The sequence below is a fragment of the Achromobacter sp. 1L-A-4-B-C2 genome (assembly GCF_057291955.1).
The window spans coordinates 1,306,573-1,330,522 of record NZ_JBXAWP010000001.1; the positions used below are offsets into that span (position 1 = coordinate 1,306,573).

23 protein-coding genes are annotated in these 23,950 nt (G+C 64.5%); 11 read left to right on the plus strand and 12 right to left on the minus strand.

The genetic code is table 11. The features are described from left to right. Positions 1 to 112: 112 nt before the first annotated feature. Positions 113 to 649, minus strand: a complete 537-nt coding sequence (locus AC0Z35_RS05980) for a YqaA family protein (protein ID WP_104142643.1) — start codon at positions 647 to 649, stop codon at positions 113 to 115. 157 nt (positions 650 to 806) lie between these two features. Between AC0Z35_RS05980 and ilvA the strand changes: the two genes are divergently transcribed. After that, a complete protein-coding gene (ilvA, locus tag AC0Z35_RS05985; RefSeq protein WP_319302104.1) occupies positions 807 to 2,315 on the plus strand; it encodes a threonine ammonia-lyase, biosynthetic in 1,509 nt (502 codons plus the stop codon). Between the two features lie 175 nt (positions 2,316 to 2,490). Here ilvA and AC0Z35_RS05990 read toward each other — a convergent pair whose 3' ends face one another. Together AC0Z35_RS05990 and AC0Z35_RS05995 are read right to left on the minus strand one after the other, a co-directional pair. Beyond that, positions 2,491 to 3,603 carry a porin gene (locus AC0Z35_RS05990; RefSeq protein WP_485131117.1) on the minus strand — a complete coding sequence of 371 codons (1,113 nt, stop codon included), beginning with the start codon at positions 3,601 to 3,603 and terminating at the stop codon, positions 2,491 to 2,493. A 468-nt stretch (positions 3,604 to 4,071) separates the two neighbouring features. Then, on the minus strand, positions 4,072 to 4,455 hold the full coding sequence (locus AC0Z35_RS05995) for a DUF4148 domain-containing protein (protein WP_219991355.1): 384 nt from the start codon (positions 4,453 to 4,455) through the stop codon (positions 4,072 to 4,074). Between the two features lie 404 nt (positions 4,456 to 4,859). Here AC0Z35_RS05995 and AC0Z35_RS06000 point away from each other — a divergent pair, with 404 nt between their 5' ends. Beyond that, the gene (locus AC0Z35_RS06000) at positions 4,860 to 5,750 is read left to right on the plus strand and encodes a LysR family transcriptional regulator (RefSeq protein WP_046803091.1); all 891 of its coding nucleotides are present in this window, start codon (positions 4,860 to 4,862) and stop codon (positions 5,748 to 5,750) included. A gap of 13 nt (positions 5,751 to 5,763) precedes the next feature. Here the strand turns inward: AC0Z35_RS06000 and AC0Z35_RS06005 are convergent, their stop codons facing one another. The 8 genes from AC0Z35_RS06005 to purT all read right to left on the minus strand — a co-directional run bounded on the left by AC0Z35_RS06005 (position 5,764) and on the right by purT (position 15,094). After that, positions 5,764 to 6,315: an adenine phosphoribosyltransferase gene (locus AC0Z35_RS06005; protein ID WP_046803090.1), complete on the minus strand. Its 552-nt coding sequence runs from the start codon at positions 6,313 to 6,315 to the stop codon at positions 5,764 to 5,766. 54 nt (positions 6,316 to 6,369) lie between these two features. Next, complete coding sequence (cydC, locus tag AC0Z35_RS06010) at positions 6,370 to 8,067, minus strand: thiol reductant ABC exporter subunit CydC (protein ID WP_485131116.1); 1,698 nt, start codon at positions 8,065 to 8,067, stop codon at positions 6,370 to 6,372. Then, positions 8,064 to 9,896: a thiol reductant ABC exporter subunit CydD gene (gene cydD / locus AC0Z35_RS06015; RefSeq protein WP_485131115.1), complete on the minus strand. Its 1,833-nt coding sequence runs from the start codon at positions 9,894 to 9,896 to the stop codon at positions 8,064 to 8,066. The genes cydC and cydD overlap by 4 nt, the downstream gene beginning before the upstream one ends. Beyond that, complete coding sequence (gene cydX / locus AC0Z35_RS06020; RefSeq protein WP_046803087.1) at positions 9,893 to 10,018, minus strand: cytochrome bd-I oxidase subunit CydX; 126 nt, start codon at positions 10,016 to 10,018, stop codon at positions 9,893 to 9,895. Before cydX ends, cydD begins: the two co-directional genes overlap by 4 nt. A gap of 13 nt (positions 10,019 to 10,031) precedes the next feature. Continuing rightward, a complete protein-coding gene (gene cydB / locus AC0Z35_RS06025; RefSeq protein ID WP_104142637.1) occupies positions 10,032 to 11,186 on the minus strand; it encodes a cytochrome d ubiquinol oxidase subunit II in 1,155 nt (384 codons plus the stop codon). 14 nt (positions 11,187 to 11,200) lie between these two features. Beyond that, entirely contained in the window at positions 11,201 to 12,775 is a 1,575-nt protein-coding gene (locus AC0Z35_RS06030) for a cytochrome ubiquinol oxidase subunit I (RefSeq protein ID WP_046803085.1), read from the minus strand. A 128-nt stretch (positions 12,776 to 12,903) separates the two neighbouring features. Beyond that, on the minus strand, positions 12,904 to 13,449 hold the full coding sequence (locus AC0Z35_RS06035) for a GbsR/MarR family transcriptional regulator (protein ID WP_104142636.1): 546 nt from the start codon (positions 13,447 to 13,449) through the stop codon (positions 12,904 to 12,906). 427 nt (positions 13,450 to 13,876) lie between these two features. Beyond that, a complete protein-coding gene (gene purT / locus AC0Z35_RS06040) occupies positions 13,877 to 15,094 on the minus strand; it encodes a formate-dependent phosphoribosylglycinamide formyltransferase (protein ID WP_046803083.1) in 1,218 nt (405 codons plus the stop codon). A gap of 105 nt (positions 15,095 to 15,199) precedes the next feature. Here purT and AC0Z35_RS06045 point away from each other — a divergent pair, with 105 nt between their 5' ends. The 9 genes from AC0Z35_RS06045 to AC0Z35_RS06085 all read left to right on the plus strand — a co-directional run bounded on the left by AC0Z35_RS06045 (position 15,200) and on the right by AC0Z35_RS06085 (position 22,646). Next, entirely contained in the window at positions 15,200 to 16,189 is a 990-nt protein-coding gene (locus AC0Z35_RS06045) for a KpsF/GutQ family sugar-phosphate isomerase (RefSeq protein WP_046803082.1), read from the plus strand. Further along, a complete protein-coding gene (locus AC0Z35_RS06050; protein WP_082134343.1) occupies positions 16,186 to 16,794 on the plus strand; it encodes a KdsC family phosphatase in 609 nt (202 codons plus the stop codon). Before AC0Z35_RS06045 ends, AC0Z35_RS06050 begins: the two co-directional genes overlap by 4 nt. 37 nt (positions 16,795 to 16,831) lie before the next feature. Beyond that, complete coding sequence (gene lptC / locus AC0Z35_RS06055; protein ID WP_046803080.1) at positions 16,832 to 17,464, plus strand: LPS export ABC transporter periplasmic protein LptC; 633 nt, start codon at positions 16,832 to 16,834, stop codon at positions 17,462 to 17,464. Continuing rightward, positions 17,461 to 18,078, plus strand: coding sequence for a lipopolysaccharide transport periplasmic protein LptA (gene lptA / locus AC0Z35_RS06060; protein ID WP_046803079.1), 618 nt, complete (start codon positions 17,461 to 17,463; stop codon positions 18,076 to 18,078). Before lptC ends, lptA begins: the two co-directional genes overlap by 4 nt. Before the next feature lie 33 nt (positions 18,079 to 18,111). Then, positions 18,112 to 18,906, plus strand: coding sequence for an LPS export ABC transporter ATP-binding protein (gene lptB / locus AC0Z35_RS06065; RefSeq protein WP_046803078.1), 795 nt, complete (start codon positions 18,112 to 18,114; stop codon positions 18,904 to 18,906). A gap of 222 nt (positions 18,907 to 19,128) precedes the next feature. After that, complete coding sequence (hpf, locus tag AC0Z35_RS06070) at positions 19,129 to 19,467, plus strand: ribosome hibernation-promoting factor, HPF/YfiA family (RefSeq protein WP_006216296.1); 339 nt, start codon at positions 19,129 to 19,131, stop codon at positions 19,465 to 19,467. A gap of 321 nt (positions 19,468 to 19,788) precedes the next feature. Continuing rightward, a complete protein-coding gene (locus AC0Z35_RS06075) occupies positions 19,789 to 20,244 on the plus strand; it encodes a PTS sugar transporter subunit IIA (protein WP_046803077.1) in 456 nt (151 codons plus the stop codon). A 19-nt stretch (positions 20,245 to 20,263) separates the two neighbouring features. Beyond that, entirely contained in the window at positions 20,264 to 21,190 is a 927-nt protein-coding gene (gene hprK, locus AC0Z35_RS06080) for an HPr(Ser) kinase/phosphatase (protein WP_006216298.1), read from the plus strand. 22 nt (positions 21,191 to 21,212) lie between these two features. Next, the gene (locus AC0Z35_RS06085; protein WP_319302070.1) at positions 21,213 to 22,646 is read left to right on the plus strand and encodes an aminotransferase-like domain-containing protein; all 1,434 of its coding nucleotides are present in this window, start codon (positions 21,213 to 21,215) and stop codon (positions 22,644 to 22,646) included. Between the two features lie 17 nt (positions 22,647 to 22,663). On the opposite strand, the gene AC0Z35_RS06090 is transcribed toward AC0Z35_RS06085, so the two are convergent. Beyond that, positions 22,664 to 23,947, minus strand: coding sequence for a cytochrome c (locus tag AC0Z35_RS06090; protein ID WP_319302068.1), 1,284 nt, complete (start codon positions 23,945 to 23,947; stop codon positions 22,664 to 22,666). Positions 23,948 to 23,950: the final 3 nt, after the last annotated feature.

A 23,950-nucleotide genomic window follows, 5' to 3' on the forward strand; every position in this document is an offset into this window, starting at 1 on the left:
AAAAAATTATTTTATGCCATTGGCCGGACTTGACCCCTAATACCCTTAGGAAGCCGGCCAATGGCGCGGGGAAAACGGTATGTACCGTCCCGATTAAATTGAAAGTCGGTGCTTAGATCTGGCCTGGGAAGAACCAAAGCAGGCTGGCAGTCATGGCCAGGTAGCGCAGGAATTTGCCGATGGCCATATAGAGCACGCACGGCCAGAACGACAAGCGCAACCAGCCGGCCACGGCGCACAGCGGATCGCCCACGGCGGGCAGCCACGACAAGAGCAGCGCGGGAGGACCCATGCGGTGCAGCCAGTCATGCGCGCGTTCGTTCCAGCGGCCGCGCATGCGCCCGCCCTCGGTGGCGTCCGGATGCGGATGCGGGTGCTTTTCCTTCCACCGTTGCACGGCTTTTTCGGCGCCCACGCCCATCCAGTAGCTGATCGCCCCACCCACGGTGTTGCCGGCCGTAGCCACCAGGATGGCGGGCCAGAACATGTCGGGCGCCAACTTGATGAAGCCGAACACCGCCGGCTCGGAGCCCAGCGGCAGCAAGGTGGCGGATATCAACGACACCGTGAAGATGGCGGACAGGCCCACCGAGGGCAGCGCCAACATTCCCAGCAACCAGTGAACAGCGGATAAGAGGCTTTCTTCCATGAGGAGCGAGTGTAGCCGCGCGCAGGGAAATGACGATCAGGAATCGAACCGGCCCGCGCGTCCACGTCGCGGCATCGCAACCAGAAACCTGTCGGGCGACGCGGCTTTCCCTGCAATAATCTCGCCCAATCCTCACTTTTGCTTCTGTGCGCGGCCCATGTCCACTGATTATCTGAAACGCATCCTGACTTCGAAGGTTTACGACGTGGCGGTGGAATCGCCGCTGGAGGTGGCGCCCCAGCTGTCCGCGCGCATGTCGAACACGGTGCTGCTCAAGCGTGAAGACACCCAGGCTGTGTTCAGCTTCAAGCTGCGCGGCGCCTATAACAAGATGGCCAACCTGCCGGCCGCCGCGCTGAACCGCGGCGTGATCGCAGCGTCGGCCGGCAACCATGCCCAGGGCGTGGCGCTGGCGGCCAGCCGGCTGGGCTGCCGCGCGGTCATCGTCATGCCCACGACCAGCCCCCAAGTGAAGGTGGACGCGGTGCGCCGACTGGGTGGCGAAGTGGTGCTGGCCGGTGAAAGCTTCACCGACGCCTTCGCACACGCGCAAACCCTTGAGAAAAAAGAAAAGCTGACCTTCGTCCACCCCTTTGACGACCCCGACGTGATCGCGGGCCAGGGCACGGTGGGCATGGAAATTCTGCGCCAGCACCCCGGCCCCATCGACGCCATCTTCGTGGCCATCGGCGGCGGCGGATTGATCTCGGGCGTGGCGGCCTATATCAAGCAGTTGCGCCCCGAAATCAAGATCATCGGGGTGCAGACCGAAGACTCCGACGCCATGCTGCGCAGCGTGCGCGCCGGCCGCCGCGTGCAGCTCAATGACGTCGGGCTGTTCTCGGACGGCACCGCCGTCAAGATGGTGGGCGCCGAAACCTTCAAGCTGACGCGTCAATACGTGGACGACTTTGTCGTGGTCAACACGGATTCGATCTGCGCCGCGATCAAGGACGTCTTTCAGGACACGCGCAGCGTGTTGGAACCGGCGGGCGCCATGGCCGTGGCCGGCGCCAAGCAATACGCCGCCGAACACCACCTGAAGGGCAAGACGCTGGTAGCGATCGCCTGCGGCGCCAACATGAACTTCGACCGCCTGCGCTTTGTGGCTGAACGCGCCGAAGTCGGCGAAATGCGCGAAGCCGTCTTCGCCGTAACCATGCCCGAGCAACGCGGCAGCTTCCGCCGCTTCTGTGAACTGGTGGGCGAACGCAGCGTGACCGAGTTCAACTACCGGATTTCCGATGCGGACCGCGCGCATGTGTTCGTGGGCATCCAGGTGTCCTCGGCCGCCGAGCCCGACAAGATCGCCGCCAATTTCCGCCGCCACGGCTTTGACACGCTGGACCTGACGCACGACGAAATGGCCAAGACGCACTTGCGCCACATGGTGGGCGGCCGGTCGGCGCTGGCGCGCAACGAACTGCTGTACCGCTTTGAATTCCCCGAGCGCCCGGGCGCGCTGATGCGTTTTTTGAACGCGATGAATCCGGACTGGAACATCAGCCTGTTCCACTATCGCAACCAGGGCGCCGACTATGGCCGCATCCTGATCGGCATCCAGGTGCCGCCCGCCGACAAGAAACAGTTCCGCGCTTTTGTGGCCGAACTGGGCTATCCCCACTGGAACGAGACCGACAACCCGGCCTACAAGCTGTTCCTGTAGACGACGCGCTACCCCACAACACGCTGCCCACAATGCGAGAGGGCCTCCATCTGGAGGCCCTTCCCTTCTGTCCGTCAAGGACGCCCGGCTGAACCCAAGGGGGGGCTCGCTGTCACTCGGCGGCCTACGGAGATAAGCCGCGCATTCAGCAGGGTTCAGCCAGGCGTCCCGCCGATTAGAAGCGGTGGCGCAAGCCCACGGCGACGGCGGTGTCGCGTGCGTCGTGCTGGAACGCGTAGTTGTCGCCGTAGGAGGCGTACGCGTACAGGTTGGTGCGCTTGGTGAAGTCGTAGGTGTAGCCCAGGCTGTACACGTTGAACGTGGCGTCATCGCCCGTCAGCTTGTCGTTGCCCGGGGTGGCGCGCTGCCACGAACCGAAGATGGCGTGACGGCCCAACGGCACGGTGGCGCCGATCATGTACGAGTTGGCGCGAAAGCCATCGGCCAGCTTGAACGAACCCAGGTTGTTCATGCCTTCCGGCGTGGTGCCCATGTTCTGGCCCACGAACCAGCCGTCGCGCGTCTGGCCAAATGCGGCAGCCAGCTTCACGACTTCAAAGTCATACGAACCACCCACGATGTATTCCTGGATGCGCGCGGCGCTCTTGCCACCAACGCGATCGTTGGTCGGGTCGAAGCGGTCGTACGCGGCGGCCAGGTTCAGCGGGCCATTCACGTACTGCGCGCCAACGGTCAGCACGCGGTTGTTGTTGCCCGTGGCAAAGCCGGTCTGCGTGGTGTCGCTGACGGTGTCATCCGCGCTGAACGAATAGCCGACGCCGGCCTTGAAGCCGCCCAGGCTGGGCGTTTGATACAGCACCATGTTGTCCAGGCGCATCGTGTTGGCGCTGCCGAACGTCGTACCCATGTTGGCGGTGTTGTAGCTGATCGAGAACGGGTCGATGGAGCCGAAGTACTTCGAGGCCAGGTTCGTTTGACGACCGAATTCCAGGCGACCCCAGTAATCGCTGTCCAGGCCCACCGTGGCTTGACGACCGAACAGGCGGCCGTTCTGGGCCGACTTGCCGTTCATCGGGCCAAAGCCGCCTTCCAAAGTGAACACGGCGCGCAGGCCGTCGCCCAGGTCTTCCGTGCCGCGCAGGCCGAAGCGCGAGCCACTGCTCACGCCCTGCACGCCGCCGATACGGCTTTGCTTCACACCGTTGAACTTCACTTGTTCGTAGCCGATACCGGCGTCGATCAAGCCGTACAGCGTCACGGAGTCGGCGGCTTGCGCGGCACTGGCAAAGCCTGCCAGCAACGCGACGGCCAATAGCGTCTTCTTCATAACAGTTACCCCAAAATGGCGAGATGAAAAGGCATGCGCAACGGCCACGCCCAAACGGCGGGCCTGCTGCGTGCCGCTGCGATTCGCAAGCGGCGTCTGCACTGACGCTAGTGTCCGGCGTGCTGCAACGCGAAGTAACACGGATTTCGACGAACTACTTTCCATGGTTGGGATAATGCGGCCGCGACCGCGGTGCACGGCAGCGCAGCGTTGCGCTTAAGGCCTTGAAAATAAATGCGAATGTTTGCTCGCCATTGAGTGGCGCGCCGCGCATCGATGTTCAATGCGCCAGAATTTCCCGACAGCACTTGTTGTGCGCACCGACCAGTTATGCGGCAAAAACGCCACACTGGACGGGGCTTTCGACGTGCCGACACGGATGACCGGCGAATAAAAAACCCCTTGGCGTCTCAAGGGGTTTTTTCGTGACCAGCGGGTACGGGTAGTGCAACAAATCGATCGGCGGGCTTACTTGCCCTTGGGCGGGTAGTCCAATTCGCCAAAGGTGTATTCGCCGCGCGCCTTGGCTTCGGCCAGTTCCTGGCGGACCTGCTCGCGCGTCTTGCCACCGGATTGCGACACGGTGGCGCGGGGCGGGTAGTCCAGTTCAGCGGTGGTGACTTGGCCGGCGGCCTTGGCGCTTTGCAGTTCTTGCTGAACCTGCTCGCGCGTCAGACCGGTTTGCTGCACCGTGGCGGGCGGGTAGTCCAGTTCACCAAACGTGACCTGGCCGGCGGCCTTGGCGGCTTGCAGTTCTTGTTGGACCTGTTCACGCGTCTTGCCATCGGCGTGGGCGGCGGTCATGCCAACCAGGGTTGCGGTAACCATGAGTGCGGTTGCTAGGGCTTTCATTGTGATGACTCCATCCTAAACCTTGCACAGCGTCCGGCGCCAGAATGGCAGCCGCGATGTGACTGTTTGATTGCTGGGACGAAGTATCTGGAAAATCCGGCTTAGTAAAAACCCTTAATTTGGTGAACATATTTGCACGGATGGGACAATCGCCTGATGCACTGGGCGGCAGCGGTGCAATATTTGAGCAATCGTGCCCGCAGTCTTCGGACGTCACAGCGGCGCCAGGGCGTGGCAAGCCTTGCGGGCGTTCAGCTTGCCGCAAGCCGGCCCCGCGAAACCGGACAGCACGAACCAGGAAGCCGATATTCAGCGCAAGGAAATAGACATTTCAGCTGGCGGGACAATAAATCCATTTATCATACAAACCTGCCAGAAATGGAATTTACAGAGTCGAGGACCCCATGGATATCCAGCTTAACGACATCGCGCTTTTTGTCGAAGTCGCCAAGCGCAAGAACTTCAGCCACGCCGCCGAAGCCTTGAATATTCCAACGTCCACGCTGTCGCGCCGTGTCAGCGAACTGGAACGCAGCGTGGGGATGCGGTTGCTGAACCGCAGCACGCGCAAGATCGACCTGACCGAAGCCGGCGCGATCTATTTCGAACGCTGCCGCCATATTGTTGAAGAAGCACGCATTGCGCACGACCAGTTGCTGGACATGGCGGTGCAGCCCAAGGGGCGGTTGCGTATCTCGCTGCCGACCAGCCTGGCCCAGCTGTTCCTGCCGGCCGTCATCAGCGAATTTCGCGAGCAGCATCCCGATATCGAATGCGATTTCGATCTGAGCATGCGTCCGATCGATCCGATCAGCAATCCGTTCGACCTGATCCTGCGCTTTGGGCAGCAACCCGATTCCAGCCTGATTTCGCGCAAGATCGTCCTGATGGCGCACCAGTTGTACGCGTCGCCGGATTATCTGGCGCGCTATGGCGAACCGCGCGTGCCGGGCGACCTGACGCACCACGAATGCCTGCGCCCCACCATGCGCGAGGAATCGTCGTTCTGGATGCTGCATTCGGGAGACAAGGTGGAACGCGTGCAGGTATCAGGCAGGCTGTCGGCCAACAACGTCGGCATGTTGGGGCGGCTGGCCAGCCAGGGGCTGGGCATTACGCCGCTGCTGGTGTTCGACGCGATGGAACGCGCCATCAAGCAGTCTGGGCTGGTGCGGGTGCTGCCCGACTGGAGCCTCACGCCGCTGCCGTTGTTTGCGCTGCTGCCCTCGCGCATGCTGCCCGCCAAGACCAAGGCGTTTCTGGATTTCATCCAGCCCAGGCTGTCGGATTCCTAAGCGCGAGCGGCGGTTACGGCGTGGCCGCGCCGTACTGACAGACGGTGAAAAGCGGCGTGCCGGTTTCGGCCACTTTGGTGGAGCCGCCCAGATCGGGCAGGTCGATAATCGCGGCGGCCTCGACCACGTTGGCGCCCAGTCGCTGCAACAGCTTAATGGCCGCCAGCATGGTGCCGCCCGTGGCGATCAGGTCGTCGACCAGCAGCACGCGCTGGCCGGTGCGCACGGAGTCCGTGTGCATCTCGACGGCGGCATTGCCATATTCCAGCGAATACTCCTCGGCCACGGTGCGGAAAGGCAGCTTGCCCTTTTTGCGCACCGGCACAAAACCCAGGTTCAGCTCGTAGGCCAGCACGCTGCCCACGATGAAGCCGCGCGCGTCGATGCCGGCCACCAGGTCAAGGCGTTGGCGCATATAGCGGTAGACGAACAGATCGATCAAAACCCGGAACGCCCGCGGGTCCTGCAGGACGGGCGTGATGTCGCGGAAGATGACACCAGGTTGGGGCCAGTCCGGAACGCTGCGGATGGTGCGCCGGATGGTCTCGGCGTTGTCGGTCTGCATGAAAGGCGGGCCTGAAGAATTGAAGCAAGGCGAACTATAACCCTGCCACCGCGCTTAAGCCAGGAATGCCGGCTGCGATGACAGGTCATGTAATTGACCATTGCACAATTGCAGGCTGCGGTGCACGGCGCCGGGGGGTAGCGCGGCGTGCGTCACCACCACCACCGACCGACCGGTCACCGCGCGTTCCAGGTCATTGAAGAAGCTGGCCTCGGCGGCAGCGTCCAGCCCGGCGGTGGGTTCGTCCAGCACGATAAGGGCCGCCGGCGACAACAAGGCGCGCGCCAGACACAGGCGGCGCGCCTGCCCGGCCGACAACTGCGACCCCGTTTCGCCAGCCCAGGTGTCCAGCCCTTCCGGCAGCGCGCGCACAAAGTCGCCCAGGCGGGCGGCATCCAGCGCGCGCCACAACGCCGCATCATCGGCGTCGGCGTCGCCGATCAACAGATTGGTGCGCAGCGTGCCCAGGAATACGGGGGCATCTTGCGACAACAAGGCAATCCGGCGGTGCCAATCACGCTGCGTGCACGCGCGGGCGTCGACGCCGCCAAAGCGCACCTGCCCGGCTTGCGGATCTTCCAGCCGCAGGATCAGGTGCAGCAGCGTGGACTTGCCCGCGCCGCTGGCGCCCAGAATGGCCACGCGTTCACCCGGTTCAACATGCAACTGGATGCCGTCCAGTACGGCGGGGCTGTGGTCCGCCGACCGCGCCGGGTAGCGAAACGTCACCCCGTCCAGCTCCAGCGCGCCGCTTTGGGGCAAGACGCGCGGGTGGGCGGGGTCCTGCATGTCGGGTTGGGCCTGCGTGACTTCACGGATGCGCGCGGCGGCAGTCATGGCGGAGCCCATGCGCGACGCGCCCCGCATGATGGGGCCGGCCACTTCAAAAATGCCTATCACCGCCAGCAGTAGCCCGACCAGTACGGGGCCGTCGATACCGCCGGCTTCGTGGGTGCCCAGGCCGAACCACAGCAATGCCAGCACCGACACACCCGCGGCGATCTGCAAGAACCACTGACCGCGTGCGGCGACACGCGCCTGGCTGCGTCGAGCGCGCGCGCTGGCCTCGCACAGGCGCTGAAAATGTTCCGCGGTCTGGGCCTGCGTATGCAGCGCGACCATATCGGCGTGACCTTCCACGGCGTCCAAGGTCGCCGCGCGCAGCCCGGCGGCGCTTTCCTGGGCGGCCGCGCCGGGCTTTTTCGCGGCGCGCAGCAGCCACAGCGGCACCAGCACGCAAGCGGTCAGCAAGGCCAGCGCAAACGTCAACGCCGCTGCCGGCACCCACATTCCCAAAACGGCGGTTAAGACGGCGCCGGCCAACACGGCCGTCGCCAAGGGCGCCAGCACAAAGAGGAATACCGTGTCCAATGCGTCGACGTCGCCCGTCATGCGCGCGACCAGATCGCCGCTGCGATAGCGGGCGAGTTGTCTCGGGGTCAAACGGATCAACGCGCCAAACACCATGGCGCGCAGGTCGGCCAACAGGCGCAGCGTGGCGGAATGCCCGACCACGCGATCGGCGTAGCGAGACACGATGCGCAGGAACGACAGGCCGCGCACCAGCGCGGACGGGGCAAACAGGTTGAACACACCGCCCGCCCCCGCCAAGGCCGCGCCCGTCAGGAACCAGCCCGACACGCCCAACAAGCCGACGCCGGCAGCAACGGTAGCCAACGCACAGAACAATGCGAGCAAAAGCCCGCTTTTTCGGCGTGCGTATAGCGGCAGCAGCAACAGCAGATTCTTCATGCGTCTTCCAAGCCGCCGTTGGCCAGCCGAAGCACCCGGCCGACGCGCGCGGCCACGGCCGGCGAATGCGTGGCCAGCAACAAGGTCCGGCCCACGGCAAATTCCAGAATTTCCTCAAGCACGCGCGCCTGCGTCGTTTCGTCCAGATGCGCGGTGGGCTCGTCCAGCAGGATCAGCCCCGGGTCGCGCAGGAACAAGCGCGCCAGCGCCACGCGCTGCGCCTGCCCGCCTGACAAGCCGTGACCACGGCTGCCCAGCAGCGTATCCAGGCCTTGCGGCAGGGCGTCGGTAAACGTCAGCACGCACGCGCGGCGCGCGGCTTCGTGCACGTCGGCATCGGACGCGGCCGGGCGGCCCAGGCGGATGTTGTCGGCGATGGACCCGGCCAATAGCTGGGGCGTCTGACCGATCAACGCCACCCGCCCGCGCAAAGCGGCTTCGTCCCATGCCTCAAGCGGCAGGCCGTCCACGAGGATATGGCCCTGGTGGGGGCGCAGGCGGGCGATGGCCTCGATCAGCGTCGACTTGCCGATGCCGCTGGGCCCCATCAACGCGGCGTGTTCGCCGGGCGCCAGCGTTAGCGAGGCATCAGACAGCACCGGTTGCGCGCGGCCCGGCGCCAGCACGGTCAGCGCAGACACCGACAGTGCCGCCGCCGACAAGTGCGATCGGGCGGTGGCGTAGGGTGGGCTTTGCAGTGGCGGTTGCGATGGCGGTTGCGGCTGCGGCTGCGGTTGCAGTTGCGGCTGCGGTTGCCCCTGCCCGTGGACCCGCCCCGGTTCGGCGGCATCGTCCAGGGGCAAGCCGTCGAACAGCACCGCGATTTGCGTCACGGCGGCCAGCGCGGTGGCGCGGTCGTGATAATGCGCGGCGAACTGGCGCAGCGGTGCGTAGACTTCGGGCGCCATCAGCAGGCAGAACAAGCCCGCCTGCAACGTCAGGGGCGACCAGCGCACATCCAGGAAGCCCAGGTACGTCAAGCCGATGTACACGGCCACGCCCGCCACGCCCAGCGCGGCGAAGAATTCCAGTACGGCGGACGACAGGAATGCGATGCGCAGCACCGACATCGTGCGCTGGCGCAGCGCGTCGCTGGCGGCCACGACCGAGGCGGCTTCGGCGTCGGCGCGGCCATACAGTTTCAGTGTCGACAAGCCGCGCAAGCGATCCGCGAAGAAGCCCGACAAGCGCGCAAAGGCGCGCAAATGGCGGCGGCTGGCGCCTTGCGCGCCCCACCCCACCAGCGCCATGAACAAGGGAATCAGCGGCGCCGTGATCAGCAGCACCAGGCCGGCCACCACGTCCACCGGCAGCAACACCACCGAAAACGCCACGGGCAATAACGCCGCGGCGGCCATGGCGGGCAGGTACTTGGCAAAGAAGCCGTCCAGCGCTTCCACCTGGTCCACGACCGCGCTGGCCAATTCGCCCGAGGCCTTGCCACGGGTCCAGTAAGGCCCCTTGGCTACCATTCGCGAAAACAAGGACTGGCGCACGTGACGCTTGATGCGTTCAGCGGCATCGGCGCCGGCGCGTTCGCCCGCCCAGGTGATGGTGGCGCGCAGCAGCATCAACGCCGCGATGGCCAGGATGCTGGCCAGCAGTTGCTGGCGCGGCGCGTGCTGAACGATTGCGGCGTCCAGCACACGCGCGAGCAACCACGCCTGCACCACCAGCAACGCGCCGCTGACCAGCGGCGCGGCGCCGGCGAGCATCAAGCCGGGCCTGGCCGCCTTGGCCAGCGTCATCAACCACCGCGATTGTTCGCGCGGCGGTTTCTGCAAACTGGCCGACGGGTCATGCTCCAGGCTGCTGGCGCCGCCGCTCACTCGTCGTTACGGCTGACGCGCGGGTCGTGCGAGTGACCTTCGCGCAGCTCGAACCACATGGCGTTGAGGATGGCAAAAGCGCATGCCAGGCCCAGGCCGAGTATCCATGAGAAATACCACATGAGGCGGCTCCTTTTAGTACGAATTGGGCGTGCCGCCCACGGATTCATGGGTGACCTTGCCGCGCATGACGCGATACACCCACGCGGTGTACAGCGTCACGATCGGCAGGAACACAGCCACGGCAATCACCATGATCCACAGCGTCAGGTGGCTGGACGAACCGTCCCAGATGGTCAGGCCGGCTTGCGGCTTGGTCGAGGACGGCATGACGAACGGGAACAGCGCAAAACCCACCGTCAGGATGACGCCCGTGATCGACAACGCCGATGCCAGGAACGCCAGCATGTTGGCGCGCGCCGTCAACAGCAGCACCACCAGCAGCGCGCCGCCCACGCCCAGCGCGGGCGCAATCCACATCAACGGCCACGTCGCGTAGTTGGCCATCCACGCACCGGACTGCACCGCCACGGTCTTGAGCATGGGGTCGGACGGGCCGCCCATGTTGACCGCGCTGGTGATGGTGTGGCCGCCTATACCGCCGGCCACCCAGAAGCCACCCGCCACGAACAGCGCCGCGGTCAGCAGGCCGGCCAGCCGCCCCCAATTGCGGGCGCGCGAGGACACGGGATCGTCCGTGCGCCAGGCCAGCAGCACCGCGCCGTGCATGGCCAGCATCACCACGCTGAGCACGCCGGCCAGCAAGGCGAACGGCGCGAACAGCTGATAGAAGTGCCCTTCGTAGATGGGCCGCAACGTCACGGGGTCAAAGGTGAACGGCACGCCCAGGATGATGTTGCCCATCGCTACACCGAACACCAGCGAGGCCACCACGCCTGAAAAGCACAGCACGCCATCCCAGCTGTTGCGCCAGCGCGTGCCTTCCATCTTGCTGCGGTACTTGAAGCCCACGGGGCGCAGGATCAGCGCGATCAGCACCAGCATCATCGCCAGGTAGAAGCCGGAGAAGGATGCTGCGTACAACAGCGGCCAGGCGGCAAAGATGGCGCCGCCCGCCGTGATCAACCACACCTGGTTGCCTTCCCATACCGGGCCGACAACGTTGATGACGATGCGGCGTTCGGCGTCCGTCTTGGCCACCACGGGCAGCAAGGCGGCCACGCCGAGGTCAAAGCCGTCCATGACGGCAAAACCGATCAGCAAGGCGCCCAGCAGCACCCACCAGATGACACGCAAGGTGCCGTAATCAAAAGGAATCAGGGTATCCATGTGCTTGTCTCCGCTTAGGCGCGCACGGCGGCGCGCACAGGATCGGCGGCGGCGTCGCTTGCCACCGGCCCATCGGATTTCGGACCCGCCTTGATGGCGTGCAACATGACCTTCACGCCGATGATCAGCAAGACGGTGTACAGCACCAGGAAAATGGCAAGGCTGATGGCCAGGTCGGCAATCGTCAGGCCGGATGCCGCGTAGTACGTCGGCAGCACGCCTTCAATCACCCAGGGCTGGCGGCCATACTCGGCCACGAACCAGCCGCTTTCAATGGCGACCCAGGGCAGCGGCAAGCTCCACAGCGCCACCTTCAACAAGCCACGGCGGCTGTCCAGGCGGCCGCGCGAGGCCAGCCAGAACGCCACGCCGAAGAACAGGATCAGGTACATGCCCACCGCGACCATGATGCGAAACGCCCAGAACAACGGCGCCACGTTTGGCACGGTGTCGATCGCGGCCTGCTTGATGTCGGCCTCGGTCACCTTGGTCATGTCTTCTTGATAGCGCTTGACCAGCAGCGCGTAGCCCAGGTCCGGCCAGGTCTTGTCAAAGACCATGCGCGCGTCCGTGTCCTTGGGGTTGGCGCGGATCTTCTGCAAGGCTTCATACGCCACCATGCCGTCGCGGATGCGGTTTTCGGCGCGCAGGATCAGGTCGTCGATACCCAGCAGCGGCGTGGTCAGCGAACGCGTACCGATGATGCCCATGACGTACGGGATCTCGATAGCGAAGTCGTTCTTGCGTTCGGCCTGGTTGGGTATCGCGATCAGGTTGAAGGACGCGGGCGCGGGCTCGGTATGCCACATGGATTCCATGGCCGCGATCTTCATCTTCTGATGCTCGGTGGTCAGGTAGCCGCTTTCGTCACCCAGCACCACCACCGACAGCGCGCCCGCCAGGCCGAAGCTGGCGGCCACGGCCATCGAGCGCTTGGCCAGGTCGGTATGACGGCCCTTCAGCAGGTACCAGGCGCTGATCGACATCACGAACATGGCGCCCGCGACGTAGCCGGCGCTGACCGTGTGCACGAACTTGGCCTGCGCCACCGGGTTGAAGATCACCGCGGCGAAGTCGGTCATCTCCATGCGCATGGTGTCGGGGTTGAAGATGGCGCCCACCGGATTCTGCATCCAGCCGTTGGCGATCAGGATCCACAGGGCCGAAAAGTTGGTGCCGAACGCCACCAGCCAGGTCACGACCAGGTGGCTGACCTTGGACATGCGGTTCCAGCCGAAGAAGAACAGGCCGACGAAGGTGGCTTCCAGGAAGAAGGCCATCAGCCCTTCCAGCGCAAGCGGCGCGCCGAAAATATCACCCACGTAGTGGCTGTAGTAGGACCAGTTCATGCCGAACTGGAACTCCATCACCACGCCGGTGGCCACGCCCAAGGCAAAGTTGATGCCGAACAGCGTGCCCCAGAACATCGTCATCCGTTTCCAGATGGGGCGACCGGTCATGACGTACACGCTTTCCATGATGGCCAGCATGAACGACAGGCCAAGCGTGAGGGGGACGAACAGGAAATGGTAAAGCGCGGTCGCGGCAAACTGGAATCGCGACAGGTTGACGACGTCTAGATCAATCATTGGGGCGCTCCCAAGCAGTCAAGACACCGTGGCAACCGGCGTGGTTCCCAGGCCGACTCTGGCGCCATGTTACGGGCGATGGATACAACTTCATAGCAGTTTCCTGAAAAATCGGGGCGCATGGCAGCTCAATCCTTGCCCCGCAATTTGCCGGCGAAGCCCAGCACTTTCTGCACTTGCGAACCCAGTCGCATGAGCTTCTGCACGGTCTCCGGGGGCAGGCGTTGAACCTCGTCGAACCATCCAGACGACAGTTCGATGAGTTCCAGCATTTCGGTCATGCGTTGTTGCGCGTAGGCGTCGTTGGGCCCCGACGGGGTCTCCAGGAGGGTGTCGCGCAGCAGGGTCATCGTGGGATTGATTTCGCGCTTGCGCTTTTCTTCCATCAGGATGCGGAAGATTTCCCAAACGTCTTTGGGCGTTTCGAAGTAATCGCGCCGGTCACCGACTTGGTGGACCAGCTTGACCAGGCGCCACGATTGCAACTCCTTCAGGCCCAGGCTGACGTTCGAGCGCGAAAAACCCAGCGTCTCGGCAATTTCGTCGGCATTCAGGGGGTCCGGGTGCAGGAACAGCAGCGCGTAGATCTGGCCAACCGTGCGGTTCACACCCCAACGGCTGCCCATTTCGCCAAAGTGCAAGACGAAACGTTCGTTTTGAGGGGTAAGAACCATGTTTTTATTGCGCCGAAGGACTAGAGCGCGGCGATCTGGAGAGATCCAGTTACACCGCTTTCAGAAATTTCTGAAATTATCGAACAAACTGTGCGATTGCGCAAACCACAATATCGGCAGGGGCAAAGACGCAAGCGACGCTTCGTGGCTGGAATACGACGGGCTGAGATGACGAGGGGGGAAACGACCGGGTGGAATCGACGGTCACCGCTGCGGGTGACAGGCAACGACAACAGCCACCGGCCTGAAGGGCGCGGTGGCTGTGAAGGTATGGAAAAACCTGCGGCTATTCAGGCTATCTAATAGAGCCTGTCCCGAGAGCCAGCCCCGAGAGCCTGTCCTGAGAGCCCGCCCCAAGAGCCGGCACCGGGCCACATCAAGAGGCCCAGGCGCGGGGAAAGCGTGAGGAAATGGGATGCCCGAGCTTTTAGCCCGCCTTGACGGTCACGGCGGCGGAAACGCGCTTGGCCTTGGCGCGCGCGGCGGCCACGTCGTCGGCCACGGCCAGGCCCACGCCCATGCGGCGCTTGACGAAGGATTCCGGCTTGCCGAACAGCCGGATGTCGGTGCCCGGTTCGGCCAGCGCTTCAGCCACGTTGTGAAAGGACACGGCGGCGGCGTCCACGCCGCCATAGATCACGCTGCTGGCGCCGGGCTGGCGCAGGCTGGTGTCCACCGGCAGGCCCAGCAAGGCGCGGGCGTGCAATTCAAATTCGTTCTGGGTCTGGGTAATCATGGTGACCATGCCGGTGTCATGCGGACGCGGGCTGACTTCCGAGAACCAGACCTGGTCCCCCGCCACGAACAGCTCGACACCGAAGATGCCCAGGCCGCCCAGATCCGACGTGACGGCCAGCGCGATTTCGCGGGCGCGTTCCAGCGCGGCGGGCGACATGGGATGCGGCTGCCAGCTTTCAACGTAATCACCGTCAACCTGCTTGTGGCCGATGGGCTCGCAATAACGGGTTTCGACCTGACCGTCGGCGCCGCGCGCGCGCACCGTCAGCAGGGTGATTTCGTAGTCGAAGCGGATGAACCCTTCAACAATCGCCCGGCCCCCGCCTACCCGGCCGCCTTCCTGGGCATAGCGCCAGGACTGGGCGACGTCATCCGCGCTTTTGATGACGGATTGGCCCTTGCCGGACGAGGACATCACCGGCTTGATGACGCAGGGGTAGCCGATGCCGCCGTCAATGGCGGCGCGCAATTCTTCTTCGGTGTCGACAAAACGGTAGGGAGAAGTGGGCAGGCCCAGCGTCTCGGCCGCCAGGCGGCGGATGCCCTCGCGGTTCATGGTCAACTGGGCGGCGCGCGCGGTCGGCGTCACGCGGGCCACGCCCGCCGCTTCCAGTTCGACCAGCAAACTGGTGGCAATGGCCTCGATTTCGGGGACAATAACGTGCGGCTGTTCCTGCTGGATGATCTTTTTCAGGGCGTCCGCGTCGGTCATGGACACCACATGCGCACGGTGCGCCACCTGATGGCCCGGCGCGTCGGCGTACCGATCCACCGCAATGACTTCCACGCCCAGCCTTTGCAGGGCAATGATGACCTCTTTGCCCAATTCGCCCGAACCGAGCAGCATGACTCGGGTGGCCAGGGGGGACAGGGGCGTGCCAAGGACGGGGCTGGAAATGCTGGACATGGAGCGGGCCTGGATAAGAAGAATTGAAAGCCGTTGAAAAGAGCCGCCAGAATGCCATACGGCCCTGGCGGGGGCAAACCCGCCCACTGATATTAAAATCCCCGCATGACTGATCATCCCATCACTTCGTCCGATGCCGCGCTGGCATCCGCCCGCCGCACCTTGCAAGTCGAAAGCCAAGGCCTGCTGGACCTGTCCGCGCGGCTGGACGATTCGTTCTCGCAGGTTGTCGCGCTGCTGCTGGCCTGCCGGGGCCGCGTCGTGGTCACCGGCATCGGCAAGACCGGGCACATCGCCCGCAAGATCGCCGCGACCTTCGCCTCGACGGGCACGCCCGCCTTCTTCGTGCACGCCGCCGAAGCGGTGCACGGGGATCTGGGCATGATCACGAAAGACGACGTGGTCATCGCCATCTCTTATTCAGGGGCCGGGCAGGAATTGCTGACCATCCTGCCGGTGGCGCGCCGCATGGGCGCCAAGCTGGTGGCCATTACCGGCAACCCGCAATCCGAATTGGCGCAGTTGGCCGACGTGCACCTGGACGGCAGCGTGGCGCAGGAAGCCTGCCCCTTGAATCTGGCGCCCACCGCCAGCACCACGGCGGCGCTGGCGCTGGGCGATGCCCTGGCGGTTGCCTGCCTGGAAGCGCGCGGCTTCAGTCCACAGGATTTCGCGCGGTCCCACCCTGGTGGCGCGCTGGGCCGCCGCCTGCTGACGCTGGTGCGCGACGTGATGCGCCAGGGCAACGCCCTGCCCATCGTGCTTGCCGGCACGCCGGTGTCGCAAGCGCTTGAGGTGATGTCCGCCAAGGGCATGGGCATGACCGTCGTGACGGACGCGCAACACCGCCCGCTGGGCATCTTCACCGACGGCGACTTGCGCCGCCTGATTGCCCGGCACGGCGATATCCGCAGCTTGACCGTGGAGGCGGGCATGACCCGATCGCCACGCAGCATCCCCCCCGACGCATTGGCCGTCGAGGCCGCGCAGCAGATGGACGAGCTTCGTCTCAGCCAGATGCTGGTGTTGGACGCAGACGGCGCGCTGCTGGGCGCCTTGCACATGCATGATCTGATGGCCGCTAAAGTGGTATGACTATGACTCTTCCTGCTTCCGTGACTCACCCGGCCGAAGCGCTGGTTCTTGCCCGCATCCCCGCTACCGTGCGCGACCGCGCCGCCGCCGTGCGCCTGATGGTGTTCGACGTGGACGGCGTGCTGACCGACGGCAGCCTCTATTACGGTGAAGGCGGCGAACTGCAAAAGCGCTTTCACGCCCTGGACGGCCACGGCCTGCGCCTGTTGATGGAAGGTGGCCTGACGGTGGCGCTGATGACGGGCCGTTCGGGCCCCATCGTTGCCCGCCGCGCCGCCGAACTGGGCATCTCGGAAGTGATGCAGGGCGTGCGCGACAAGGGTTCAGCACTGGCAGAACTTGCGCAGCGCTCGGGTGTCCAACTGAATCAAACCGGCTACATGGGCGATGACATCATCGACCTGCCGGCCATGCAACGCGCGGGTTTCGCAGCCAGCGTGCCCAACGCGCCCGGCTATGTCAGCCAGGCCGCCCACTGGGTCTCCACGCAGGCCGGCGGCAGCGGCGCGGTGCGCGAATGCTGCGACCTGCTGTTGGCCTCCCAAGGACGCCTGGGCGCGTTCCTGGCGGCGCCCGGCCTGCTGGGCCCCGGCGCCATCCAATGACGGCCACGAACTTCGACACGCCCTGGCGGCGACACTGATGAAAGAACGTTTTCCTTCCCTGATTGCGCTGTTCCTGCTACTGGTGCTGGTCACCAGCTCGTGGTGGGCCGCCGATTACGCACAGCGGGCGATCCAGGTCGACCCGCCGCGCCGCATCACCCACGAAATGGACGCCTGGTCGCGCGATTTCGTCATGCTGCGCACGGACCCGACGGGCCGTCCGATCAATCGGCTGGAAGGCGAATACGCCGAGCATTTCCCCGACGACGATTCGTATCACATCACCGCGCCCCGCGCGGTGGGCCAACGCGAAGCCAACCCCGTGACGGTAGGCGTCTCGAAAACCGCCGTGATGGAACAAGGCGGCAAGCGCATCGTCATGAATGGCGACGCGCACGTGCATCGCCAGCCCGACGCCAACAACGACGTGCTGGATGTACGCAGCCAGCAGTTGATCATCCTGCCCGACGAAGACGTGGTGTATACCGACCTGCCGGCGGAAGTGCTCAAGGGCCGCTCGCGCATGAACGGCAAGGGCATGCACTACAACAACAAGACGCGCCAATTGCAGGTGTCCGCGTCGACGGATGTTGAAATTGCCGGTTCCGAAGGCAAGCAACAGCGCCGCACCGAGATACCCGCCAACAACACTGACCAAAAGAAACCATGACCGACCTTCGGACTCTCTTTGCCCCGACGACTCGCCTGCTTGGCGCCGTCCTGCTGACGGCCTCGGTGTTTGCGCCCGCCCACGCGGCCGAGCCCGCCAAGCCGGCCGAAGAGCCCAGCACCCTGATCCTGTCGGACACGTTGCACTATGACGACGTAAAGAAACAAAGCGTTTTCACTGGCAACGTCAACATGACGCGCGGCCTGATGACGCTGACCTCCGACACGCTGGAAATGCACGAAGACGCACAGGGCGGGCAGTACGGCACGGCTACCGCCAACAAGGGCAAGGTCGTGACCATCCGGCAAGAGCGCCCCGAGACGTTCGAGCTAATCGAAGGCAAGGGCCTGCGCGCGGAATACGACGGCACCAAGAGCACGTTCGACCTGATCGGCCAGGCCGTTGTGGTCCGTTACGTCTGTGGCAAACCGTTCGACACGATTCGCGGCGAACGGGTACGCTACAACGAAAAAACCGGCACCTATGAAGCGCAGGGCGGTCCCAATTCCGCCGCTGCGGGTGGTCGCGTGCGTTCGGTTGCCGAACCTCGCGCCAAGTCCGATGCCGCCGTGGCCGAATGCCGCAAGCAGCAAGCCGCCAAGAAAGGACGCTAAAGCGTCCCCCATGCAACACCACTCGCAGCCACGATGAACCAACCTTCTGTGCCCACACCCGTGACCTCCGCCCCCTCGGGGGTCAAGCAGGGCAGCCTGCGCGCAACCGGCTTGCGCAAGACCTATAACGGCCGGACCGTGGTGCAGGATGTGTCCCTGTCCGTGGTCAGTGGCGAAGTCGTGGGCCTGCTGGGCCCGAACGGCGCCGGCAAGACCACCAGCTTCTACATGATCGTGGGCCTGGTGCCCGCGGACGCCGGACGCATCGAGATCGACGGCGCCGTGATCACGGCGATGCCGATCCACAAGCGCGCGCGCATGGGCCTGTCGTACCTGCCGCAGGACGCATCCGTGTTCCGCCGCCTGACCGTCGAGCAGAACATCCGCGCCGTGCTGGAATTGCAGCTGGGGCCCGATGGCCGCGCGCTGTCCACGGCCAAGATCAACGAGCAGATGGAATCGCTGCTTGAAGAGCTGCAAATCGGTCACATTCGCAGCAATGCCGCCATTTCGCTGTCGGGCGGCGAACGCCGCCGCGTGGAAATTGCACGCGCGCTGGCCACCAGCCCGCGCTTCATCCTGTTGGACGAACCCTTTGCCGGCGTGGACCCCATTGCCGTCATCGAGATCCAGCGCATCGTGCGGTTTCTGAAGGGCCGCGGCATCGGCGTGCTGATCACCGACCACAACGTGCGCGAAACGCTGGGCATCTGCGATCGCGCCTACATCATCAGTGAAGGCAAGGTGCTGACCGACGGTCACCCGGACGAAATCGTGGGCGATCCCGCCGTGCGCCGCGTGTACCTGGGCGAGCACTTCCGCATGTAACGGGCACCCTGGGGAAGACCCCTAGTCGCCTCTCGGGCGAAGGCAAATACGCCCTAGGGGTTCAGCCATAAAAATGCCATGTTCTTGCGCTAGGTCAGCTTGTTTTCTCGGCCCGAGTCTATACACTAGTACTAAACGCACCCACCAATCCAAGGAGAACGCCTAACGACCTCACCGCGCATTTTGCGCACCCATTTTTCTCTTTTAGAAGGAGAGCACACTATGAACCTGAGCATCTGCGGTCGTCACCTCGACGTCACCCCGGCAATCCGGGAATATGTCATGAACAAACTGGCGCGAGTGCTGCGGCATTTCGATCACGTCATCGATACCCAGGTCATGCTCTCAGTAGAGCCCCTGCGGCACAGAGCCGAAATCACCATGCGTCTAAGCGGTAAGGATATTCATTGTGAAGCGACCGATGAAAATCTCTACGCAGCCATAGACCTTCTTGCTGACAAAGTCGACCGTCAGGTCATCAAGCACAAGGACAAGGTACGAAGTCACTCAGCGGAGTCCGTGAAGCGGCAAGCGGCGAGCCTCTCGCCACCCCAGCAGTAATGCGCTTCATGATCACTCGCCCTGCGCGATAAGCTAAACAGCGATTGTAAAAATCCTGCCTAAGTCCCGGTGTCCCGCTAGACGTCAGTCCAGCCGGGGCATCGGCAAAACTCCCCGCTCTACCCCCTCTCCCGCATTCCCCAATCCCCCTGTTTTTGCCTTGCCTGGCCATGTCCACGGGCTGGACGCTGTGTGTGAACGCCCACAACGCGCCGCGATCAGACTATGCTGTCGCTCTTGCCACGCCGTTCGCCGCCTGTCCACCGGGCGGGGCGCCAGGCCAATTTATTGCACTGCGTCATATAACCATATAATGATCCGATGAATCATTTGTCGCGCATCCTACCCGCCGGCAACGTCGTGCTCGATATGCTCGCAACGAGCAAGAAACGGGCGTTCGAACAAGCTGGCCTTCTCTTTGAAAACAATCATGGCTTGGCACGCGCGCTCGTGTTCGACAGCCTGTTTGCCCGGGAACGTTTAGGCTCCACTGCCCTTGGGCAGGGCGTGGCCGTTCCGCATGGCCGCGTGAAGGGGCTTGAGCAGGCGTTGGCGGCGTTCATCCGCTTGAGCCAGCCGATCTCGTTCGACGCGCCCGACGGGCAACCGGTGTCGATGCTGCTGTGCCTGCTGGTGCCGGAAACGGCTACGCAACAGCACTTGGACATCCTGGCCGAATTGGCGCAGCTGATGTCGAACAAGGCATTGCGCGAGGCCCTGGCCACCGAACCCGACGCGGCCATCGTCCACCGCATGCTCACCACCGGCCAACTCTGACCCTCGCGGAAACGCTGCCATGCTCACGGTGCAGGAACTCGTCGACGACAACGCCGACAAAATCCCCTTTAACTGGATTTCGGGCCAAGGCGCCGCTGACCGCGCCATTCCCGATGACGGCATGGCGGCCGCCGATCTTGTCGGCCACCTGAACCTGATCCACCCGTCGCGCATCCAGGTGTTCGGCCAGGAAGAACTGGCGTATTACACGCGCTTCGACCTGCGGCGCCGCATGCACCACATGGACGAGCTGCTGATTGGCGGCGTGCCGGCCATTTTGCTGGCCGACGGCCTTACGCCGCCGCAAGACCTGGTGGACCAGTGCGACCAGCATCAGGTGCCGCTGTTGTCCACGCCGGTCGCTGCCGCGCAGCTGATCGACCTGCTGCGCATCTACCTGGGCAAGAAGCTGGCCCCCACCACCACCGTGCACGGCGTGTTTCTTGATGTGCTGGGCCTGGGCGTGTTGATTACCGGCGAGTCGGGCCTGGGCAAAAGCGAGCTGGCGCTGGAATTGATTTCACGCGGCCACGGCCTGGTGGCCGACGACGCGGTCGAGTTCTCGCGCACGGCGCCCAACATGATCGAAGGCCACTGCCCCCAGCTGCTGCAAAATCTGCTGGAAGTGCGCGGCCTGGGCCTGCTGGATATCCGCACCATCTTTGGCGAGACCTCGGTACGCCGCAAAATGCGCCTGAAGTTGATCGTGCATCTGGTGCGCGCCACCGCGCAAGACAAGTTCGAACGCCTGCCCCTGCAAGACATCACGCAAGACATGCTGGGCCTGCCCGTGCGCAAGGTGATGCTGCAAGTGGCCGCCGGCCGCAATCTGGCGGTGCTGGTCGAAGCCGCCGTGCGCAACACCATACTGAAGTTGCGCGGCATCGATACGCTGGGCGAATTCATGGAACGCCAGGCCATGGCGATCCTGCAAAGCAGCAAATGAACGCGCGCGGTCTCGCGGCATCGTGAGCCTGTACGAAACCCTGGCCGACGAGATCGCCAAATCGATCCGAGACGGCGTCATGCGCGCGGGCGACAAGCTGCCCTCGGTGCGTGAAGCGTGCGCGGCGCGCGGGGTCAGCCCGTCCACGGTATTCCAGGCGTACTACCTGCTTGAAGCGCGCGGCCTGATCCGCGCGCAGCCACGCTCGGGCTACTACGTGCACGCCCCCGCCGAATCCCGGCCCCCTGAACCCGGCACATCGAACCCGGACGGCGAGTCGACAGAACTGGCCATCAGCGAACGCATCTTCGACATCCTGGGTTCCGTGCGCAATCGCGACGTGACGCCGCTGGGGTCTGCCTTTCCGTCGCCCCTGCTATTTCCGCTGCCCCGCTTGGCGCAGGCCATGGCCGCGCACCTGAAACGCCAGGACCCGCTGGATACTGTCGAAGATCTCAGCCCCGGCAATCCCGGCCTGCGGCGGCAGATCGCCTTGCGCTATCTGATTGGCGGCATGAACGTGCCGGCCAGCGACATCGTCGTTACCAACGGCGCGCTGGAAGCGTTGAACCTTTGCCTGCAAGCCGTCACGCAAGTAGGCGACACGGTGATGGTCGAAGCCCCAACGTTCTACGGCGCCTTGCAAGCCCTGGAGCGCCAGGGCCTGAAAGCGTTGGAAGTGCCGACGCATCCGCGCACGGGCGTGGACCTGGCCGCCATGGAGGCCGCCATCAAGCGGCACGCGCCCAGCGCCTGCTGGCTGATGACGCAATTCCAGAACCCGCTGGGCAGCCTGATGCCCGACGACAAGAAGCGTCAGCTGGTGGAAATGCTGGCGCGCCACGGCATTCCGTTGATCGAAGACGATGTTTACGGCGAACTCTATTACGGCGCCGCGCGGCCCGTGCCGGCCAAGGCCTACGACACCGAGGGGCTGGTGCTGCATTGCTCGTCGTTTTCCAAATGCCTGGCGCCCGGATACCGCATTGGTTGGGCGTCGGCGGGCCGCTACTCGCGACAGGTGCAGCGGCTGAAACTGTCGTCGACGCTGTCCGCGTCGGGCCCCGCGCAAGGCGCTATCGCCGAGTATCTTGAGCAAGGCGGATACGATCGCCATCTGCGCCGGTTGCGGCAAACGTTGCAGACGCAGCAAGACCGTATGGCCGACGCGATTGCGCAAGAATTTCCTGCGGGCACGCGCGTGACGCGTCCGCAAGGCGGCTTCTTTTTGTGGGTGGAACTGCCGGCGGCGGTGGACGCGCTGGCCCTGCATCGCGATGCGCTGGCGCGCGGCATCAGCGTGGCGCCCGGCCCGATTTTTTCAGCCAGCAGCCAGTTCGCCAGCGCCCTGCGCTTGAATTACGGGCATCCCTGGGACGCCGCGCACGAAGACGCCATCCGCGTGCTGGGCGAACTGGCCCGCCAGGCTTGCGCGCGGGTCAGCGCGAAGCGATAGACCCGCGGCAATCGGCATCAGTTCAGCGTTGACGCCGCACGCGCGCGCTTGACGTCCAGCGCGGTCACGCTGCCCGCTTCATTGCCCCAGCTATTGCGGATGTAGGACACCAGCATGGCGATATCACTGTCGTTCAGGATCTGGCCGAACGGCGGCATGCCGTGCGGCCGGGGATTGGCTGCCGTGGCGGGTGCGTACCCGCCATCGAGCACCATGCGGATCACGTTGGTGGGCACAGGCGCCGTCACGGTCGGGTTGCCCGCCAACGCCGGCCAGGCCGTACCGCTGCCCTGCCCTTGCGGCTGGTGACACTTCGCGCATTGCTGGCTGTAGATCTTGCTGCCCAGTTCCATGGCCGCCGGCGCCGCCGCGGATTGCTGGCGAGGCGTAGAGGCCGGCGTGGCCGGCAAGGACTTGATGTATACGCCGATAGCCAGCGCATCGTCATCCGTCAGGTGCTGCGTGCTGCCCAACACCACTTCGGCCATCGGGCCGCTGGCGCTGGAATGCGCCGAGATACCGGTCTTGAGCAACGCGGCGATATCGTCCGCCGTCCAGCGGCCCATGCCGGTCTGCATGTCGTTGGTGAGCGGCGGCGCGTACCAATCCAGCACCGGGATCACGCCGCCCGTCAGCGCCTCGGACGTCTTGGTGGCGCCCAGACGATTGCGGGGGGTATGGCAGGCCGCGCAGTGCCCCAGCCCTTCAACCAGGTAGCGGCCGCGATTCCATTGCACCGACTGGCCCGCGTCGGCCTCTTGCACGCCGGGCTTGAAGTACAACGCGCGCCAGGCCGCCAATAGCTCGCGCTGGTCGTACGGAAACGCCATGTCGGCCGGCCGATTCGCTTGCTCGACCGGCGGCACGCTACGCAGGTAGGCGTACAAGGCATCGGCGTCCGCGCGGCTGACGCGGGTGTATTCCGTGTACGGAAACGCGGGATACAGCAAGGTGCCGTCCTTGGACTTTCCGTTGTGCAGCGCCTGCCAGAAATCGTCGGCCGTCCACGAGCCGATGCCCGTCTTGTCGTCGGGCGTGATGTTGGGCCCGTAGACGGTGCCGAACGGCGTCGGTATGGGCGTGCCGCCCGCCAGCGCCTTGCCGCCCCGGCTGGTGTGGCAGGCCATGCAGTTGCCCACTTGCGCCAGGTAGCGCCCGCGGTCGATCAGCGTGGCCGCGTCGGTCGTGGTGGCGGCTGGACCCGTGCTGGTGTCCTCGCGCGTGCCCAGCCAATACAGGCCGCCCACCGCAACGATCAGCGCAACGAGGACGAAGGTCAGGATTTTCTTGAACAGTTTCATGGT

Excerpts from the sequence above, each read along its gene's own strand:
- AC0Z35_RS06050 (WP_082134343.1), top strand. The coding sequence starts at position 16,186 with ATGACTATGACTCTTCCTGCTTCCGTGACTCACCCGGCCGAAGCGCTG.
- cydX (WP_046803087.1), bottom strand. The coding sequence starts at position 10,018 with ATGTGGTATTTCTCATGGATACTCGGCCTGGGCCTGGCATGCGCTTTT.
- AC0Z35_RS06030 (WP_046803085.1), bottom strand. The coding sequence starts at position 12,775 with ATGATTGATCTAGACGTCGTCAACCTGTCGCGATTCCAGTTTGCCGCG.
- AC0Z35_RS06090 (WP_319302068.1), bottom strand. The coding sequence starts at position 23,947 with ATGAAACTGTTCAAGAAAATCCTGACCTTCGTCCTCGTTGCGCTGATC.
- hprK (WP_006216298.1), top strand. The coding sequence starts at position 20,264 with ATGCTCACGGTGCAGGAACTCGTCGACGACAACGCCGACAAAATCCCC.
- AC0Z35_RS06005 (WP_046803090.1), bottom strand. The coding sequence starts at position 6,315 with ATGCAGACCGACAACGCCGAGACCATCCGGCGCACCATCCGCAGCGTT.
- purT (WP_046803083.1), bottom strand. The coding sequence starts at position 15,094 with ATGTCCAGCATTTCCAGCCCCGTCCTTGGCACGCCCCTGTCCCCCCTG.
- hpf (WP_006216296.1), top strand. The coding sequence starts at position 19,129 with ATGAACCTGAGCATCTGCGGTCGTCACCTCGACGTCACCCCGGCAATC.
- ilvA (WP_319302104.1), top strand. The coding sequence starts at position 807 with ATGTCCACTGATTATCTGAAACGCATCCTGACTTCGAAGGTTTACGAC.
- AC0Z35_RS06045 (WP_046803082.1), top strand. The coding sequence starts at position 15,200 with ATGACTGATCATCCCATCACTTCGTCCGATGCCGCGCTGGCATCCGCC.
- AC0Z35_RS06035 (WP_104142636.1), bottom strand. The coding sequence starts at position 13,449 with ATGGTTCTTACCCCTCAAAACGAACGTTTCGTCTTGCACTTTGGCGAA.
- cydB (WP_104142637.1), bottom strand. The coding sequence starts at position 11,186 with ATGGATACCCTGATTCCTTTTGATTACGGCACCTTGCGTGTCATCTGG.
- AC0Z35_RS06000 (WP_046803091.1), top strand. The coding sequence starts at position 4,860 with ATGGATATCCAGCTTAACGACATCGCGCTTTTTGTCGAAGTCGCCAAG.
- lptA (WP_046803079.1), top strand. The coding sequence starts at position 17,461 with ATGACCGACCTTCGGACTCTCTTTGCCCCGACGACTCGCCTGCTTGGC.
- lptB (WP_046803078.1), top strand. The coding sequence starts at position 18,112 with ATGAACCAACCTTCTGTGCCCACACCCGTGACCTCCGCCCCCTCGGGG.
- lptC (WP_046803080.1), top strand. The coding sequence starts at position 16,832 with ATGAAAGAACGTTTTCCTTCCCTGATTGCGCTGTTCCTGCTACTGGTG.
- cydC (WP_485131116.1), bottom strand. The coding sequence starts at position 8,067 with ATGAAGAATCTGCTGTTGCTGCTGCCGCTATACGCACGCCGAAAAAGC.
- AC0Z35_RS05995 (WP_219991355.1), bottom strand. The coding sequence starts at position 4,455 with ATGAAAGCCCTAGCAACCGCACTCATGGTTACCGCAACCCTGGTTGGC.
- AC0Z35_RS05980 (WP_104142643.1), bottom strand. The coding sequence starts at position 649 with ATGGAAGAAAGCCTCTTATCCGCTGTTCACTGGTTGCTGGGAATGTTG.
- AC0Z35_RS05990 (WP_485131117.1), bottom strand. The coding sequence starts at position 3,603 with ATGAAGAAGACGCTATTGGCCGTCGCGTTGCTGGCAGGCTTTGCCAGT.
- AC0Z35_RS06075 (WP_046803077.1), top strand. The coding sequence starts at position 19,789 with ATGAATCATTTGTCGCGCATCCTACCCGCCGGCAACGTCGTGCTCGAT.